Raw genomic sequence first — 19,133 nt, 5'->3', positions numbered from 1 at the left:
TTCTCCCCCTGGCCGGATAGTCCTTCGCTCTCCGGCCACTTGCAGGCTATGATAGTTCTCCAGCCACAGGAGAACGTTAATGAAACCGCAGGTTTATCACGTCGATGCTTTTACCGCTCAACCGTTTCGCGGCAATTCTGCCGGTGTTGTTTTTCCCGCCGATAAACTTAGCGAAGCGCAAATGCAGCTTATCGCCCGCGAATTAGGTCATTCGGAAACTGCTTTTCTGCTGCACAGCGACGACAGCGATGTACACGTTCGATACTTTACGCCAACGGTTGAAGTGCCAATTTGCGGTCACGCAACGGTGGCTGCGCACTATGTACGTTCAAAGGTATTAGGTTTGGGAAATTGCACGGTCTGGCAAACGTCGCTGGCAGGAAAACATCGCGTGACTATCGAAAAGCACAACGATGATTATCGTATTTCGCTGGAACAAGGTACGCCGGGCTTTGAGCCACCGCTGGAAGGTGAAACACGTGCGGCGATTATCAACGCATTGCATCTTACCGAAGACAATATTCTGCCGGGTTTGCCAATCCAGGTGGCAACCACAGGACACTCAAAAGTGATGATCCCGTTGAAACCAGAAGTGGATATCGACGCTCTTTCGCCTGACCTTGCTGCGCTGACCGCTATTAGTAAACAAATTGGCTGCAATGGTTTTTTCCCGTTCCAGATCCGCCCTGGCAAAAATGAAACCGATGGTCGTATGTTCTCACCAGCGATAGGTATTGTGGAAGATCCGGTGACCGGGAATGCCAATGGCCCGATGGGCGCATGGTTAGTACATCACAACGTATTACCCCACGATGGCAACGTATTGCGTGTTAAAGGCCATCAGGGGCGCGCATTGGGGCGTGATGGCGTGATTGATGTGACGGTGACAATTCGAGATAACCAACCGGAGAAAGTTACCATTTCCGGCACGGCGGTGATTCTTTTCCATGCTGAATGGGCCATTGATTTTTGATACCGTTGCCTGATGCGCTTCGCTTATCAGGCCTACAACCGGGCTAATGTGGGCCGGTTGTAGGCGTTTACGCCGCATCCGGCCCCTGGCACAAACTATTTCCCCGCCTCCGGATGCGTATCAAACGCCGCCATCACCAACGCCAGTTCATCCACAGTAAAGCCATGCTTTGCGTCATCTACGCCCAGACCAAACTGCTCCTGCATCACGGCATATAACGACGCCACATCCGGTAGATTTCGCTGCTCCACTGCATGTCCATTTTCATAATGGGTGAAATGAAAATTGGTCAGTGTCAGTTTGCCACCGTCCGGCAAATGGCGGCACATCAGCAAATGATGGCGAAAATGCGATTGCGGCCAGTGCGCCGACCAGAAATTCCCCATCACATAATCACTTTGTTGTTGTTCACAAAGATCAAAACGGTACATCGACTGCCAGTGCTGATGATGATTAAACTGCAAAATCCAGTCGTTCCCTTCCTGTAACAGCCGATATTCGCCATGTGGCGTTGTTTGCGCGATATCCGCCACTAAACGAATCGGCGCAGTCAAAGTCTGCCCACCGAAACCGACATCGGCAATCCAGTGTTCGCCTTCCAGCTCCACCAACAACAAACGATGGGTACGCGGCGGTAATGCTGGCGGATTAGATAACACTACGCGCCCTAACAGACTGCGTACCTGAAAACCCAGCTCGCGTAACACCCGCTCAAACACGCCATTCTGCTCAAAGCAGTAACCACCACGCCGGGCGAGCACCAATTTCTCTTCCAGCGATTGATCATCAAGCTGCATTTCTCTCGGCAGCAAAACATCGAGATTTTCAAATGGAATGGTGCAATTGTGTTTCAGGTGTAATGCGCGCAGCGTTTCGATATTGACCGCAGCCGCTCCCGACCAGTTAATGCGGGTAAAATAGTGATTCAGAATGGGCGTCATCAGGCGTTTCCGTTTGTGGTTTTCTCAATTTATAACCTGGAATAGACGCCGCACCGGCTATTTTGTGCGATCGCGGACATGCATCTCGTTCGCAAATCGCCAATCCCGTTAATTTCGTTACTTATTGCGTTACGAGCTACGCTTTTAAAACAACCTTCTTAGCGAGGCGATACCGTGAGCCGATTCATCCCCGTCGAATTACACCATGCCAGCCGTCTGTTAAACCACGGCCCCACAGTTTTGATAACAACTTTTGATGAAAAATCACAGCGACGTAATGTGATGGCTGCGGCCTGGTCGATGCCGGTGGAGTTTGAACCGCCACGCATAGCGATTGTGGTAGATAAATCGACATGGACCAGGGAGTTGATTGAGCGTAACGGTAAATTTGGCATCGTTATCCCGGGCGTTGCGGCGACTAACTGGACGTGGGCGGTGGGAAGTGTGTCGGGTCGTGAAGAAGATAAATTTAATTGCTATGGCATTCCGGTTGTGAAAGGTCCGGTGCTTGGATTGCCGCTGGTTGAAGAGAAATGTCTGGCATGGATGGAGTGTCGATTGCTACCAGCGACTTCTGCGCAAGAAAAATACGATACGCTATTTGGCGAAGTGGTATCGGCAGCGGCAGACGCACGAGTATTTGTCGAAGGCCGCTGGCAGTTTGATGATGACAAACTCAATACACTACATCATTTAGGTGCTGGCACGTTTGTTACCAGCGGCAAGCGAGTTGCCGCTGGTTAAAGAGAGAGCGTTCAGAATTCTGTGTGACGTTAAAAATTCTACAGCGTCATCACATTATTCAGCCGCCCTTCAAAATAAATAGCTAACTGTGACAATGTCAAATTCCAGCTCTGAACTGGCATTGTCCATTTTTTCTGCGCATTCATCAGTCCCAGGTAAAGTAGCTTCAACAGGCTGTTTTCATTCGGGAAGGCACCTTTTGTTTTGGTCAGCTTTCTGAACTGCCGGTGAACTGACTCGATAGCATTGGTCGTGTAAATCACCTTACGGATACCCGCCGGATAACGGAAGTAATGCGACAGATTTTCCCATTTTCGCCGCCACGACTGAAGCACCACCGGATACTGCTGACCCCATTTCGCCTCCAGCTCGTCCAGCGCTGTTTCTGCCGCCTCCTTCGATACCGCACGGTACACCGGTTTCAGGTCGGCCATGAGCCAGGGAAAGATTACGAAAGCCCGCTCCCCGCAAGGACTGACGCCAGATACTTTCTGTCCATGGCTGCTTTTCGCATCTTACGTCTTAACCCTGCCTTGAATACCTTATCATTCGTCAAAATATTAATAGCGATGTGCCGTATCCCTGAAAATAATTCTGCTGCATTTCCTCTTCTTATTTTGCAGTCGTCTTCATTCATTACCACGTCCAGACGCCAGTGCAGCTTATTCTCCACGTGCCAGTGATTTCGGATCGCTGTGGCGAACTTTTTTGCGGTTAAATCAGCAGAACTGATATAATATCTGACCGTCATTTCTGGCTCTTTCTTTTGTTCTGCTATTATTGACCGAAAGGAGACTGCCACGCATAATTTCTTCAGTCCTTCCCATTCAAACGTGAAATCAATAAGTTCATCACGGACATCGCAAACAATATGAAGACGGATTTCTTCTCTGCCGTGACTCTTTTCACTCATTGCGTAACTGTCATGCTCTGGATTATTTAATTCTTTCAGCGGAAATTTTTCCTCGAAGGCTTTATTTAGCCGCCCCTGGTTTCCTTTTACAGCGAAAAAATAATCACCTCCTTGTTTTTGTATCTTCTCTGCAATATCTTTCTGGCAACCCATCGCATCAGTTGTGATGATTTTTCCTTTAATATCCAGCATGTTAAGAAGTTCTGGGATAGCTGTAATCTCATTGGATTTCTCATCCGTCTTGATCTGTCCGATGACCAGACTGTGCATTGTTGAGAACGCACTAATGACATGAATCGCACCCCTGCGGCGACTCTTGTCATAAGAGTGCCGGAGCGTTTTTCCATCAATTGCAATGACGCCTTTATCATCTGAAGAATGGCAGTCACGCATCCAGTTAATAAAGCACTCGTGAAATTTTGCAGGACTGATACAGGATACAACTCTGGCAATCGTATCGTGAACAGGAATACCATTTTCAAAATCACCATATTGCTTCAAAAAATCGAGATGTGTTTCCCCAAAATCCTCTATATCTTCCCAACCTTCTGCACCAGAAATAACGGCACAAATAGTCAACAGTAGAATATCTGATAATTTATGTTCCACTTTCCAGGCTTGTCTGTAATCGGGGATAATAGAAATATGTTCCATCAATTTTTTAAGTTCCATTTTGTTCTCCTTAATTATGTAAGGAGTATTTGATCATGTATAAGCAATAAAAAACAGCTTCAGGTAATGAGGAATATCTCAATTTTTAAACATAAAATGCGAATTGTTTAGTACAAAAAAACAGCGTTACGTGATCTTTCCCTGCCAATCATGCCTTTCTGCGCACGGTTACTCGCCGCCGGGCTGAAACTCGTAAAGAGGTTTCCCCGCCGGTGGTTACGTGCTCTTCGCGCTCTGAACGTATACCCCAGAAAATCAAACTGCACTGTTTCATGGTTCGCCTGTCGTTCGCTGTCTTTGCAGTAAACTATTTTCGTTTTCTCCGGATGTAATTCCAGTCCACATTCCTGAAAACGTTTTGCCAGCTTATTCAGTAATTCCTCTGCCTGTTGTTTACTGCCACAATGAATTAATCCATCATCTGCATAACGGCACCAGGGAATTTCCGGATAATGTAACGTCAGCCATTTATCAAACACATAGTGCAGAAATAAATTCGCCAGTACCGGGCTGATGACTCCACCCTGTGGCGTACCTTTATTTCTTTCCTTCAGTGTTCCATCCGGCATCTGCACCGGCGCTGTCAGCCAGCGGCGAATAGACAGTCTTACCCATTTATCCGCACAATGTTTATCTACTGCCCTGAGTAATAAATCGTGGGGGGATATTATCGAATAACCCTTTAATATCAAACTCAAGACACCAGTCGTATTGCCAGCAACGTTTTCTGGTGACTGCTATTGCATCCAGCGCTGATTTTCCATGCCGGTATCCGTATGAATCATTCAGGAAATAACGCTCCACTAATGGTTCAAACGTTACCAGCACCGTCATCTGCGCTATTCGATCGCTTACTGTCGGTATTCCTAAAAGTCTTTTGCTGCCATCCTTCTTCGGAATTTCCACCGCACGCACTGGCGGCGGCATCCAGCTTCCCGACGATAACCTGTTCCAGATTTTGTACAGATTTCCTTTCAGATCCCGCTCAAAATCTTTCAGCGTCTGGTTATCCACTCCGGCAGCTCTGGCATTCGTCCTTACCCGCCGATACGCTTCCACAACATGCAATTTACTGACCTGAAACGGTTTTGTCTGTTCACACACAGCCTCCTCCTGCCTACAGTTGGGCTGTTGTGATGCAGACTGCCCGACGCTGTCCCTTCGCTCCGCGTTCATTACAAACGCTTCCTCACTACTACGAACAGCTCTGCCCCGGTTTCACACATCGATACTCTCATACTCATAATTTCTGTTATTTGTATTTCTCTCTTGACATTGCGACGACCGGTTCCCGTAGTTCCTGCAAAGAGCCTGATACAGCGTCATGCCTGCTATACGCCGGACACCATTCACGCAGTATTCGGAATTCACCCGTAAATTAATCCCGGCGGTATCATCATGCCTCCGGTTTTGATGTCACTTAGGACTAACGACGTTTCAACACAGGTTCGGGTTTACTCATCTCACTGTATCTCACATAGGATCAGATCTCGTCTGATCGTTCCCCCTGCGCTCACTACCATGGCTCTTTACCACAGCAGCCGGGGTTGTTTGGGACCGACTTCCGACAGCAGATCCCGGTGGGCCTGCCACCATCTCTTCACAAGCTTATGCTTATTACATGCAAAACGTCCCGTTTTGCATCTTTGTGCCTACGGCACACCGTGATCTTTCCCTGGGCGGACATGCGCCTCATAACGGAACATACTGACACACTCTGTCTCCGCTCCTGCCGATGTGTCCGGGTTAAACAGAAGCTCTCCCGCCTGTGACAGCCCCGCCACATCGTCGCACAGCGTCAGCTTCTGCTCAGGACTGTCCGCCGCAAACCGCTCAAAGAAGAAAATTCCCTCCTCTAAATATTCCCACTAAGATGAATGTTCATTTTGCTTTCATAAGCCATACGCTTGCCCTGCTGCAAGGACTAATCGAAAGTGGAACATTATTTCACGCAGTCACTTACATACGATGGCAAACCGTTTTTATTTGATTGCATCTCCCTAATCAAATACATATTTATTTCTCTATTACTAACTAGTTCAGCCAGTTATCACATCACATTTGAGCATTATAATTCCCCAAAAACATTCATCTATTAATGGCGAATGAAATAGATAATGAATTAAAATAATCATCCAGTAAAAATTGCATGATACCTGGATCATAAGCCCGCATAACAGAATGTTCTGTTTCTAATAATGGGATAATGGTATCCACTTGAGGAACTACAGCACCTAAAAATATAATATCATTATTTTTTTGGACTAATAAAACAGGAAGAGTATCAAGATCTACCTCTGAAACCATATCAGAATGCCGTTCAATATCCATCCAGATAAAAAAATCGTTTGGATATTTTTCCGATAATGCAATGAATTGATTTTTCCAGTCATTACAATTATTGCACCAATCCGCACACAAACAAACAACTAGTTTATTATCATTATTAGTGGAAATAAACCCTCCAATCTGTCGAACATTATCCTCAGGGTAATATATCATTTCTTTTCCTTTTAATAATTAAGCAAATTATCCTTTGGTAAAGTATTTTTGTCCAAATGAAATAGATGCCATGAAGCAATCCAGCGAACAAGTTGGCTTCCGTCAGAAAAATTAGTATTACACCACGATGTAGTCACTAATTTTCCCAGGAACAGTCGTTCCTCATTACGATACTGCTGACACACTGATGTTATTTTATGGATATCAGGCATTCCTATGCCGGTTCCAAACATATTTAACCGGGAGGTAATCTCAGGTAACTTTTCATCCTTTGCCGGTAATAGATATTCCTTATCATCTATATCAATGCCAGTTATCAGACTTACAGCAAAAAACGCAATACGAGAAAGTTCTTCTTTTTCCATTAATGAAAGTAATAGAGGTAGAGTTTTTGTATTTGCATAATGGGCATAAAAAATGATTTGTAAATACTCAGGCAAACCAGAAATAAATGCAAAAGGGTAAGTCAGTTCAGAACAACATTGCCCAAGAAGTCGAACTAACATCTCAGTTTGCTGGTTTTTCCTGATACCTTCAATGCCTCTAAGAGGCGGCAGGGTTAAATAATCATCAATCAACAGACATAATGGATTAATCATCATTGACTTATCTGATGAAAGCCAACATGCAGCACTAACTGCTGAAAATCTGACTGATAATTCATTGCTACCAAAATATACCGTTAACGCAGGAAGATAGCTCTGTAATCCAAGTTTGCGAATATAATCCAGCACAGCTACCTTTTCTTGTATATTTCCGGTATCTAGTTTTTTTATCAAAAAATCTTCTGATAAGTGTAATTTGCTCTGAGAACAAATATTTAATGCTATCTGAACCTCGGAAGGTATAGAGGAAAGTAAGAATTGATTAACAGTATCATAAACATGTTCTTTAGCTGAATGTGATAACGCAGAGACATACCCATTCAACGTTGTATCTGCATATTTAGATACATACGACCAGGTTGCTTTCATCCAGTCAGGATTCTGACACTGATTCGCCAGAAAACCGCAAACAAACGCTTCTCCCTGAGAGTGCCAGCGTCTCAGTGCCGCATAGCTCTCCGCCCATCCATCATCACCAGCAACATGTAGCCCCTCCAGATTAGCATCAATATATTGATTAAATTGCCTGAGATCGGCGCTTTTAACTAATGGTGAAAATCTGCTTTCTTCTTTCTGAAGCCAGTAAAATGCCGCATTCGCGGCATGCTGACGAATAATCGGCTGTATTACCTGATGATTCATACTAGTCTTCTGCCTCATCATCTGACTGCCATTCAACAGAGTTAAAAAGTAAGTGCCATTCCTGGCCGTCGTGCCATGCAGCACCATACATTCCGGCCATTAGCATCACACCATCACCTACCGATAAATGACCTGCCGCCACGGCTATTTCAGAAGGAAGATCTGCGGGAATTAAATATTCATCATCCAGACACCATAAACCGTAGTCAGATGTACACCAGACTTTTCCGGCGTGCCAGACGATATCTTCAAAGGGAAGGCTATAACCACCCGCAGAGACTTTTTCCCATTTATTCCCACGGCCTTTAAATAATATACCAGATTGACCACCAATGTAGACATAACCATCCCCTGCACAGCACACTGTTTCCAGATAGATGTTTGAGGGAAAATTAATTTGCTCCCATTCTGTTCCAGAAAAATGCCAGACATTTCCCTTACCGCCGACCACATACAAATCATCATGGGAAAAACCATCTATATCTCTTAGTTTAAATTCATCGCCAAATCTACCTTTTTCTTTTGAGTAATCAAAAACAGGGAGATTAAAACAGAGTGACTGCCAGTCATTAACTCCGTCCCTGTATCCCACAGAGTTATTGTACCCAACAATATACAGCCTCCCTGAGATATTTTTAATTTTCGTTATTATATTTCTTAGAGGACCATCAATTCCGAAAGGAATTTTCTTCTCTATTCCATCATATTTACAACCACTATTACGAGCATAAACATGCCCCTCCTCGTCAACACATACAACTTCATCATAGCCATCATATGATGCACTACCTATATACATTTGCCCCATATTCTTAAATGTTTGATATGATATACAATCATAAGGATTTCTGTGTAAATATATACCAACCTCACCTTTTGTGACATTGTTTTCAGCAATGGCACTCGCTTTACGACTCTCTTTAGTATTACGGACGGAAAAATGGAAAAAATCCTTATTTCTTACAGTACAATCCTTAATATACCATTTTTTAAAAATTGCAATATTCTTATCAGTAACTTTCATATAAATATTACCTCTTGTTACCTGTAGGTGTTCCAGTATTCTGAGAATCGACTGACCTGAAACGGTTTTGTCCGTTCACACACAGCCTCTTCCTGCCTACAGTTGGGCTGTGATGCAGACTGCCCGACGCTGTCCCTTCGCTCCACGTTCATTACAAACGCTTCCTCACTACTACGAACAACTCTGCCCCGGTTTCGCACATCGATACTCTCATACTCATAATTTCAGTTATTTGTATTTCTCTCTTGACATTGCGACGACCGGTTCCCGTAGTTCCTGCAAAGAGCCTGATACAGCGTCATGCCTGCTATACGCCGGACACCATTCACGCAGCATTCGGAATTTACCCGTAAATTAATCCCGGCGGTATCATCATGCCTCCGGTTTTGATGTCACTTAGGACTAACGACGTTTCAACACAGGTTCGGGTTTACTCATCTCACTGTATCTCACACAGGATCAGATCTCGTCTGATCGTTCCCCCTGCGCTCACTACCATGGCTCTTTACCACAGCAGCCGGGGTTGTTTGGGACCGACTTCCGACAGCAGATCCCGGTGGGCCTGCCACCATCTCTTCACAAGCTTATGCTTATTACATGCAAAACGTCCCGTTTTGCATCTTTGTGCCTACGGCACACCATGATCTTTCCCTGGCCGTCCGATGCTTTAGAGCTTGCTTCTCGGTTATTGATATAAACATGAGTTTCCTTAAATATTATATCAGCCTAAGCATTAATTGAGCCTGCCAGCGGTGATTTAGTCATACAGCCATCCATCGATAACCATGACCACTCAATGACATTCAGTTGCTCGCAGGCCAGTAATCCTTTCTGCCAGAAACGCTCAAAAACCCCGGCATCACGCCATTCCTGAAAGCGGCGATAGGCTGAACTTGATGAGCATATTTGGGTGGCATTAAAGGCATTCCATTAGCACCCCGTTCTCAAAACGTTTACGATAACTGCTCAGAGGGTGATTTGTTTTATGCTCCGGGATTAAGGGCGCTATTTTTTCCCAGAGTTCATCGCTCATCCGCCACTGACTTGCCTCCATTTTTTACCCTGATACCCAGACAATTACTATTGGGATAGGTTCTAATAATCACTCTTATTCATGATCATATTGATCAGCATCATCAGTATAGTCATCTTCATCCTGAATACTTCTCACGTCAAATAAAATATGCCAATCTTTACCATCGTGAAAAGCCGCACTATATAGCCCCGCCAATAACATAACGCCATCAGCTACAGAGAGATTCCCACTACATATGGTAATTTCCGCTGGAGCATTAGCAGTGACAATTTTATTATTTTCAATATTCCATAAACCATAGTCAGATGTACACCAAATTTTATTAGCATGCCATACAATATCCTTGAATGGTAAACTATAACTACCATCATGAATTTTAACCCACTTATCTCCTCTACCTTTAAAGATAACTCCTGATTGTCCACCAATATACACAAACCCATCACCAGCACAACAAACTGATTTCAAATAGATGTTTGAAGGAAACGCTACCTTAATCCATTCTTTTCCATCAAAATGCCATACATGACCTTTACATCCAACTAGATATAGATCGTCAAACGAAAAACCATCTATATCTTCTAATTCAAGATCATCCATCATTTCATCTGCTTCATTTTCATCTCTTGGAGCTGGAAGATTCATACAAAGTGATTGCCATTCATTTGGTCCAATACGATAACCTACACCATGGTAATAGCTGATGAAATATAACCTCCCATTAATTCTGCGAATACGGGTTATCGTTCCACGACTAGGTCCATCAGCGGTACAAGGGATATTTTTTTCTCTTCCAATATGGCGTAGATCAGTTGCTCGAGCATAAACCCTCCCCTCATCATCAACACATACAACTTCATCCCAACCATCACCAACAGAAGAACCAATGAATACCTGCTCCCAATTTTTAACTGTAGCGAATGACAATGCCTTTTCTGGTTCTTTGTCAAAATACACGCCGACTTCTGCTTTTCTAACTGTATGCTCAGATATAACACTAGCCTTTCGGCTTTCTTTTGTATTTCGCATAGAAAAATGAAAATAGTTTCTATTCCTCACCACACAATCAGAAATGTACCAGCCTTTAAGCTGAAGTAAATCTTTTTGACTTATATTCATATTGACACCTATCCTACATTTGGGGTTGTATCATAACTATCACTATCTTCAGTAAATGCTTTTCCTGCAACAGCAGGCATATCAGATGAACATTTTTTATAATAAGCATCCATCTGAGCTTCGAGACATTTTCTGTCACAGAATGATTCAGGGAATACTCTATAAAAAGAATCAAGTGCTATTTTTTTTGCTGTATCATAATCTAATGTCTTTTTTTCACCAAACCACCCTTTCCTTCGATATTTCTTTATTTGTGCAATCATAGCATCATGCATTGCGCCATGTGTTCCATTCCCGTTATTTGCACCTTCCACACATACAGTTGGCGCAGTTCCCTTTTCATAACCCTCACAATTTCCCTTAGTCATTTCGTCCGGTAAAAGATGGTGACCAGTTTGCCCAGGACAGCAACCCTCACCAGTTCGAATACTACCTTTGGTTCCTGTTTTGCTATATTGTGATAGTAGGCAACGTTTTGCCCGGACACATGGATTTAATTTTGCTAACCCAGCCATTCCCGTGGCCATTATATCAGTAGGAGTGGTTGCTTTTATTGCTGATTCTAACTCATCGGCAGCTCTCTTTGCTAATTTACCTAATTCTTTAATTTCTTTTATTTTTCTATACGCCTCCGTACCGGCCTGAACCGAGTCATATATTGTCACTGCTGCATCACAAATATTCCATATGGTAGCTACTGCCTCCGTTACAACACCGCCAACACCACCGGCTGCAACGCCTGCTGCCGCAATTCCCCATTTTGCGCCTGCACGTACAGCTAACTTTTCGGCTTGATGAATAGCAACTTTTTTCGCTCTTTGCTCTACATCTGCAATTAATTCATCAAGGAATGGCTTGAGTAATTTCTCAATATTCTTAGTTAAATCATCTGATAACTCTTTAACAAGTTTGTTAAAGTCATCGAGACCTGGGGTCTTACCACTTATAGGCTTAATCCATAAACCTTTACAATGTGAAAATATCCATTTATTATTACTGTTTTCAAACTTTGAAAACCTATCTTTGACTTTTTTATCAACCTCTTCAAGTTTAATTACTATCTTATCTCCCATTAGTTTCATCAAATTTTGTTTTTTTAGATGTGTTTTTGTTTTTTCTTTTTCACCATCATCTTCATTTTCAGTCTCAGGTTTGCAAAGTTTGTCAACTCTGTCTAACTCATGTTGGCATGCTTTTCTTGTTATCAACGTATCTTGGTAAATATAAGTGGAAGTATTACCTGGTTCGGAACCATGATTATGTGACATTAAATCTTCATGGCGAGCAACACATTTACCTTCGAATTTTACGTTTGGTGACCATGACTTAAAATATGCTTTTCCTTTTATGACGCCAGTGATGACACCTTTTGGTTGCGTCTGTGTGGCGGGTTCATCGCCAGTGCTGGTCGAAAAAAAGGAAATATCTTCCTTTGCCACCATCGAATTGCATATAAATACGGTTGTGGTTCCGTCCTTCATTGTTGAGGCATATGCTGTATTGGGATAAGGCACTACAATCGGGCCAGCCGGAGGCGGAGGTGGTGTCCAGCACGGATCGGGAAAGGCCGCTTTTGACACGCCGTCCGATGCTTTAGAGCTTGCTTCTCGGTTATTGATATAAACGTGAGTTTCCATAAATATTATATAAGTCTAAGCATTGAAGGAGAATAAATCTTAATAAGATATATTTTTATTGCGATATCAGGAATATGTAAAAATGGTTAAAAAGGTTTCATAATGGATTTCCATTCCTTTCCATCATAAAGATCAATAGTATACCCACCTGCAACAACCAAAATTCCATCTCTTGCATCTATATGGCCGGATAGTACTACGGGTTTATCCCCATCCATTGGCCTTTCCAGTGTTTTCCCATCCCACACTTTTAGCATATAATCTGAGGCCAGCCATAATTCCCCCTCAAACCAACGCATTTCATTCCATAATATCGTTGCATGACCTTCATACACTCTCCGCCAAGTATCATTTCTTCCAACCCAGATATTACCTCCTTCTCCACCTATATATACATTACCATCCGGTGCACAAACCACGGTGCTGAGTTGCTCATTTGACGGAAATCCACACATATTCCATTGATGACCATCATATCTCCATATATCTCCGGAACCACCGATGGTGTACATGTCATCTTCGCTGAATGCATCAATATCGTTGAATCCCCATTCGCCTTCCTTGATATCCTGTGGAAATCCGTCCATCACAGGCACCCATTGTCCTATAGCTGTACGTTTGTAAATTCTGCGCCCCTCCCCCACAGACCATGTCTGATTGAACAGACATTTTAATTTCTGTGTCGATGGCCATCGCCCATCTTTGCATATTTCTTCCATTGGCCAGTTGTCGCCACTACCTACGACAAAAACATCACCATTTTCATCGCATGATGATAAAATTGCTTGCTCTTTAGGTGAAAGTGCTATACCAATTCTGGGATTATTAAACCCCTTAACTCCTGCATGACCGTATGGATTTTCCGGTTTATGCAAATATATAGCAACAATACGAGTTGGAATCTCGCTATCCCACATAGATGATAACCTTTTAGCTGACAACTCCTTACGCACACAAAAATAGAGAATATTAGAATTTCTTATCGCACATTCTGTTACAATCCATCCTTTAAATCGTTCACGCCAGATATTTTCATTAATTAATGTCATATATTATTCCTTTATAAATATTTATTAAGATATATCAACATTGTCTTCATGCTGTTTTCCATTCTTGTTTGTTGTTTTTGGTCGTGCATAAGGGCAGACCTGTTTGTAATATGCTCTTAACTGTTTTCGGATACACTCTGTCGAACATCGGGCATATGGAAATGCTTTTTCGTGTGATTTAACTGCCGCTTCAATCGCCTGATCCATACTCATACTACCGTTGGCTGTTTCTCCTTGCCTTACCAGTTTGCGAACTTCACTATCCATCGCCGTATGTATACGGGCATGACTCCCTTTATGCCATGACGTCCCCTCTACACATACTACTGGAGCCAGACCTTTGTTATACCCGGGACAAACTTCTTTTACCATTGAATCATAAATTAAATGGTGTCCTGTTTGTCCACGACAACATCCACCTTTATCTGATGCCTCAACCTTCGATGCTCTATTGCCAGTCAATGCATTATTTAAATCATAAGGAACAGGATTACATTTCCTTGCACGAGTACATGCGTTCATAATTGCAAGAATATCCTGAATTTCAGCCTGTAATTCTAATGCCATTTTTTTCTGTTCTTCAAATGAAAGATTTTCGAAGTCTTTTATTTTTTTTGCTAGTGCCTTCAATTCATTGATTTTATCTTTTAATAGTTTAATTTGTTCAAGACCTTCTTCTGCGGCAGATTTAATTTCAGCCACATCGCCAATAGAGATAGCTATATCAATGGCTGTCCATATTCCCATAACGACATTTCCAGCCCCCGGAATAACTGAACCAGCAACTTGCTTTGCCGCTGCCTTGGCGGCAACCTTTACCGCAGCCTTGGCGGCAACCTTTACCGCAGCCTTGCTTGCTGCATTGATGACCATATCTTTAAGAGCATTTTCAAGCTCATGGATCATGTTAAGCTCATTGGTCAGACTATTTACAGCCTCTTTAATCTCATCAATATATTGTTGAGCGGCCTCGTCATCAGGGATACTGATATTTAAACCATCGCAATGATCATCTGTCCAATGCCACTTTTTTTTATTACTTTTATTTTTGGAATTTTCTTTCTCTCTTATTTTTTTTAATAATTGCAAAAATTTACTTTTGGAATGAATCGCTTTTTTTGTGTCAGATTTATCTTTTTCAGGTTCACACGCCTTTTCTATCCGGTTTTCTTCTTTGGAACAATCATGGCCGAATATTCCTCTTGATACATATGGAAAAACGGGAGTATTGGAAGGGAATGAACCATGATTGTGCGACATTAGATCTTCGTGGCGTGCCACACACTTCCCTTCAAATTTTACATTTGGCGACCATGTCCTGAAGTAAGCTTTTCCTTTAATTACCCCGGTCATTACACCTTTTGGTTGGGATTGTGTGGCGGGTTCATCGCCAGTGCTGGTCGAAAAACAGGAAATATCTTCCTTTGCCACCATCGAGTTACAAACAAATACGGTCGTTGTACCGTCTTTCAACGTTGAGGCATAGGCTGTGTTAGGATAAGGCACCACGATGGGACCCGCTGGAGGAGATGGTGGCGTCCAGCAAGGATCATCAGGAAATGCAGCTTTGGATACGCCATCAGATGCTTTTGAACAAACCTCACGGTTGTTGATATAAACACGCGTATCCATATTTTTATCCTCTGTAATACTCTGCAACCAGCGCAACCCGAAGTCCACTGTCACCACTAAAATGAACCAGTGCTCTTTCTCCCATATCAGGGAATCGGCGCATCATTTCATTCAGATAGGCCAGTGTCAGTGGCCCGGATGCCGCCCCGGTCTCTCCCAGATTGCTGGCAAGCTGGTAATGAGGGTATTGCTTTTTTTTCTTTTCCAGACACCGGGTGATTGCCAGAGCAGTTTCACGGAAATACCATGACTCACCAGTGACGCCACTAATATGAAAGTCTGTTTCTGCTAATAAAATCCCTGCATCATGAATTGCTTTCCGGATTGCAACAGATAATCCTCTAGCCATATTAGCTTTATCATTTTGTAGGATATGAGCATCTTCGTTGCTGACACCGACACCGGTAATACAAATGCCCTGAATACAACTATCTGGTTTACAAAACACAATAGCCCCGGCACCTTCCCCCGGAATAAAACCATCCCTGTTGCTGGTGCATAATACACGTTCATGAGTAAGAAGATAATTTATTCTTGCTGGTGAAAAATAACTATCCACACCGACCACAAGAGCATATGAAGCAAGTCCTGAATATAGAATACTCTGAGCTTCTGTAATCGCAGAACCAATCCCTGTCTTGCCTCCCTGTATACATTTAGAAGATTCATGCCAGGTTGTTTTTACTCTACTAAAAAGAAACTCATTTCCTGATGAGCCATAACGTTGCTCTGCACCTTCTGATAAAAGAAAAATCAGACATGTATTTTCTTTTGTCATTCCAGGTGTTTTTAAAATACACTCAGCCACTACATTTTCAAACATCCAAAGTAGCCGTTCATCACCCCAGGTATCATTCTTATATAATTGAGCACCAATAAGTGGTTTCCCATTTAAGTCATAAAAAGTTGTTTCAGCAAAATGATCCAGACCCGAGCGAATGGCCGCTGATGCAGAAGGAACTGAATATCCTATACTGCAACACATTCCGGCTGCTGCAATGCATAATGGTGATGCCATAATAACTACGCTCCTGTTTCTGTTACCAGTTCATCTGTTAATTCTGAATTATCGTTTTTTTCTCCGCATCCACCACAGGTTTCTCCGCCTCCCGCAGCTCGTTGCTGCCACCAGGTTTTACCCACAGGGCCTATTGCAACAGTGTGAATTTCCTGAATCCGTCGCTTCAGAGGTATACTTGTACGCCAGACTACACTAAAACGCTCCTCATCGGGTTCAAAATAAAGCGTATCAACAACCGGCATTAATTCATGAGCTTCATAATCCATCGTTAAAATTCTAACGGGCATTTGGTTTATATGAGGTAGATGAAATTCAATGACTGAGCGTTCTTTATGCATATTTATCAGCATAACTTTTTCACCACCCTGCGGATATGCGGTCTGTTGATCAGGTGGTGCGCTCTGAAAATAACGCTCATCAAAATCCTCCGGTAGAAAGGGGGAGACTTCTGCACGCCATCGTTCGTCATATGTTCCGGCATACTGTAAACGTAACGGATGGTTTCTTGGCCAGGCGGAAAATGCTCCCGGCTCCGGATGTGATTCTGGACGTGTCACGCTATCCTGTGGTAGTTCAACCAATGGCAGACGTGAGTTAATGAATACGGTTTCATCCCGATGATTGCCATAACCGATTCCAACAATATTGCTGGAAAATATTTCCCGATGCTCATTTCCCTGTACATCTTTCCAGACATACTCGCCACCAAAGGCATTACCATAATGTAATGAGACTGACTGTATGAACTCTGTATCAGATATGCTCCAATCTGACGTCTTTTTTTGCCAGTAGCGCGTACCAAATACCTTTAGACACTTATCGACTTGACCTACAATTGCTCTTGATTCTGTCTGATAATTATTCCCCTCGCTTACAAAATAGGTTGTTGCGTTAAATAAAACATCACATTTCTCTTTATACCTGACATAATCAGCCTCATATAATACAGCAGAGAATCCAGGTTCACCCACATATATATCACTTTCCACCAATGGCTGAGGTGGTAATAGTGGGCGAGGGCGTCGATTGTTTACGGGGATCTGATAAGTTGCTTTAATTACAACTACAAGATAATCTTTCCCATTTTTATCTGTTGCAGTAAAAACATCAGCTATCGTGTGTTTTGCAGCATTAAAAATTTCCATTTTAATATAACCTCAGTTTACCTGCACCGACCCACCTTTTAACCTGTGTGTTGCCTGCGCCTGACTGTCAATATAAAGCGCGCGTATCTGAAGCAGTCCATCAGCCGATAAAATAATTTTTGACTCGCCGCACTGAAGCACTAATTCTTGTTTCGCTGTCAAAACAACTCGCTCTGTATTTAGTTCGTCTTCAGTACATTGTTTCGTCTCTGACTGATATCTTTCTGTTAAATTCTCCGGAAGTATTCCGGTCACTACCGGATGAGCATAATTGCCAGAGAGAAACTGCACAGTGCATAACCGTCCGTTATACTCCGTAGTTACAGTTCCCAAACCCAAAGCTTCAACAGGTTTATCTTCATGAGGACACTGAATCAATATTTCTCCAGAGTCTTTGACACTGACAATTCTGCCGACAATCAGCACAGGGATATCACTGACATGCTCCTGGGATTTACTAGCCTGATGAGATAAAATATTTTCCAGCAAATGTGTTGTACTGGTCAGCTCATCTTCTGGCTGTGGGACGTATATATCATGCAGTTCCTTTATCATTAGTTCTCCAGAATTTTCTTCCCTTTCATATTCATATCACCATCAGCTTTATAAAACTGATCACCTGTTGTTCCCAACGACAATTCATGTCCATTTATAGTGATGTAGCCATCTTTATCCATGCGCAAAGAACTCTTACCACATACAAACTCGATGGAATCGCCTACTGTCACTGTAAGAGTTTCCCCTACAGTAACAGACTGGGATTTATCCACAGCCTCGGTATCATTCCCTGTTACCTTGCTATCCTGATCATTACCTACGCTCTTGCTACGATTGTTCGTGACAGTCAGAGATTGATCATTTCCTACGCTTACATTTTGATCGTGAGTTACAGTGACGGTCTGATCATGTCCCCCGGAATTCTCCTTACCTACCGTCACCATCTGACCCAGTCCAACCGTGATTTTCTGGTCGTTACCGATGGTTTCCGTATGGTCATGTTTCACATCCGTTGTCCGGTCGTTGAGCACCTCCGTATCCATGTTCTTCTGGGCATGGATATACACCTGCTCATTACTGGTGGCGTCTTCAAACCGCAGCTCGTTAAATCCGCTTCCTTTATAGGTTTTTGACCGGATGGTCATCTGCGTCTTCGTTCCCGGTAGACTCCCCGGCGAACGGTTGTCCTCATGGTACGTCCGCCCCATGATTATCGGCTGGTCCGGGTCTCCGTTCAGAAAATCAACAATCACCTCCTGGCCCACCCGCGGTATCGCCAGGTTACCGAACCCCGGCCCCGCCCACGCCTGCGATACCCGCACCCAGCATGAACTCGCCTCCGTTGCCGGGTTATACCTGTCCCAGTGGAACTTCACCCGTACCCGGCCATGTTCATCACAGAAGATTTCCTCGCCCGCAGGCCCGGTGACAATGGCGCTCTGTGGCCCGTCCACCTTCGGTTTGCTCTGCAGCCGTGGACG

15 protein-coding genes and 4 pseudogenes are annotated in these 19,133 nt (G+C 43.4%); 2 read left to right on the top strand and 17 right to left on the bottom strand.

All coding sequences use genetic code 11. The features are described from left to right. The first annotated feature begins 79 nt into the window (after nucleotides 1-79). A complete protein-coding gene (locus tag AACU19_RS18660) occupies nucleotides 80-973 on the top strand; it encodes a PhzF family isomerase (RefSeq protein WP_105279201.1) in 894 nt (297 codons plus the stop codon). A gap of 95 nt (nucleotides 974-1,068) precedes the next feature. Here AACU19_RS18660 and nhoA read toward each other — a convergent pair whose 3' ends face one another. Next, nucleotides 1,069-1,914, bottom strand: a complete 846-nt coding sequence (nhoA, locus tag AACU19_RS18655; protein WP_105279200.1) for an N-hydroxyarylamine O-acetyltransferase — start codon at nucleotides 1,912-1,914, stop codon at nucleotides 1,069-1,071. 174 nt (nucleotides 1,915-2,088) lie between these two features. Here nhoA and AACU19_RS18650 point away from each other — a divergent pair, with 174 nt between their 5' ends. After that, nucleotides 2,089-2,658: a flavin reductase family protein gene (locus AACU19_RS18650; protein ID WP_088542341.1), complete on the top strand. Its 570-nt coding sequence runs from the start codon at nucleotides 2,089-2,091 to the stop codon at nucleotides 2,656-2,658. A gap of 38 nt (nucleotides 2,659-2,696) precedes the next feature. Here the strand turns inward: AACU19_RS18650 and AACU19_RS18645 are convergent. From AACU19_RS18645 to AACU19_RS18570, 16 genes and pseudogenes are all read right to left on the bottom strand, one after another. Continuing rightward, nucleotides 2,697-3,092: pseudogene (locus AACU19_RS18645) on the bottom strand (IS256 family transposase); the annotation flags it as partial. A gap of 14 nt (nucleotides 3,093-3,106) precedes the next feature. Then, nucleotides 3,107-4,243 carry an ISAs1 family transposase gene (locus tag AACU19_RS18640; RefSeq protein ID WP_105279199.1) on the bottom strand — a complete coding sequence of 379 codons (1,137 nt, stop codon included), beginning with the start codon at nucleotides 4,241-4,243 and terminating at the stop codon, nucleotides 3,107-3,109. A gap of 134 nt (nucleotides 4,244-4,377) precedes the next feature. Then, nucleotides 4,378-5,419: pseudogene (gene ltrA / locus AACU19_RS18635) on the bottom strand (group II intron reverse transcriptase/maturase); the annotation flags it as partial. Between the two features lie 500 nt (nucleotides 5,420-5,919). After that, nucleotides 5,920-6,105, bottom strand: a pseudogene (locus AACU19_RS18630) (type VI secretion system tip protein VgrG); the annotation flags it as partial. A gap of 226 nt (nucleotides 6,106-6,331) precedes the next feature. Next, nucleotides 6,332-6,745: a thioredoxin domain-containing protein gene (locus AACU19_RS18625; RefSeq protein ID WP_105279198.1), complete on the bottom strand. Its 414-nt coding sequence runs from the start codon at nucleotides 6,743-6,745 to the stop codon at nucleotides 6,332-6,334. Nucleotides 6,746-6,756: 11 nt separating this feature from the next. Continuing rightward, on the bottom strand, nucleotides 6,757-7,992 hold the full coding sequence (locus AACU19_RS18620) for a hypothetical protein (protein ID WP_105279197.1): 1,236 nt from the start codon (nucleotides 7,990-7,992) through the stop codon (nucleotides 6,757-6,759). 1 nt (nucleotide 7,993) lies between these two features. Next, nucleotides 7,994-9,016, bottom strand: a complete 1,023-nt coding sequence (locus AACU19_RS18615) for a WD40/YVTN/BNR-like repeat-containing protein (protein WP_105279196.1) — start codon at nucleotides 9,014-9,016, stop codon at nucleotides 7,994-7,996. Nucleotides 9,017-9,754: 738 nt separating this feature from the next. Next, nucleotides 9,755-10,070, bottom strand: a pseudogene (locus AACU19_RS18610) (transposase); the annotation flags it as partial. 54 nt (nucleotides 10,071-10,124) lie between these two features. Further along, the gene (locus AACU19_RS18605) at nucleotides 10,125-11,171 is read right to left on the bottom strand and encodes a hypothetical protein (protein WP_039021990.1); all 1,047 of its coding nucleotides are present in this window, start codon (nucleotides 11,169-11,171) and stop codon (nucleotides 10,125-10,127) included. A gap of 8 nt (nucleotides 11,172-11,179) precedes the next feature. After that, on the bottom strand, nucleotides 11,180-12,808 hold the full coding sequence (locus AACU19_RS18600) for a PAAR-like domain-containing protein (RefSeq protein WP_105279195.1): 1,629 nt from the start codon (nucleotides 12,806-12,808) through the stop codon (nucleotides 11,180-11,182). An 86-nt stretch (nucleotides 12,809-12,894) separates the two neighbouring features. Further along, nucleotides 12,895-13,857 (bottom strand): hypothetical protein, encoded by a 963-nt coding sequence (locus AACU19_RS18595; RefSeq protein ID WP_039021988.1) that lies wholly within the window; start codon nucleotides 13,855-13,857, stop codon nucleotides 12,895-12,897. A 24-nt stretch (nucleotides 13,858-13,881) separates the two neighbouring features. Continuing rightward, nucleotides 13,882-15,489, bottom strand: coding sequence for a PAAR-like domain-containing protein (locus AACU19_RS18590; protein WP_105279194.1), 1,608 nt, complete (start codon nucleotides 15,487-15,489; stop codon nucleotides 13,882-13,884). 4 nt (nucleotides 15,490-15,493) lie between these two features. Next, entirely contained in the window at nucleotides 15,494-16,507 is a 1,014-nt protein-coding gene (locus tag AACU19_RS18585) for a hypothetical protein (RefSeq protein ID WP_105279193.1), read from the bottom strand. A gap of 5 nt (nucleotides 16,508-16,512) precedes the next feature. Continuing rightward, nucleotides 16,513-17,655, bottom strand: a complete 1,143-nt coding sequence (locus AACU19_RS18580; protein ID WP_105279192.1) for a DUF2169 family type VI secretion system accessory protein — start codon at nucleotides 17,653-17,655, stop codon at nucleotides 16,513-16,515. Between the two features lie 12 nt (nucleotides 17,656-17,667). Continuing rightward, entirely contained in the window at nucleotides 17,668-18,210 is a 543-nt protein-coding gene (locus AACU19_RS18575) for a DUF6484 domain-containing protein (protein WP_105279191.1), read from the bottom strand. Beyond that, a partial coding sequence (locus AACU19_RS18570; RefSeq protein ID WP_241957784.1) for a type VI secretion system Vgr family protein occupies nucleotides 18,210-19,133 on the bottom strand: 924 nt, incomplete at its 5' end. The genes AACU19_RS18575 and AACU19_RS18570, both read right to left, overlap by 1 nt.

The sequence above is a fragment of the Escherichia sp. MOD1-EC4550 genome (genome assembly GCF_963876935.1).
Classification (GTDB): Bacteria; Pseudomonadota; Gammaproteobacteria; order Enterobacterales; family Enterobacteriaceae; genus Escherichia; species Escherichia coli_F.
Note: the sequence above shows the minus strand (reverse complement) of the source record. Positions and strands in the feature narration are given on the sequence as shown.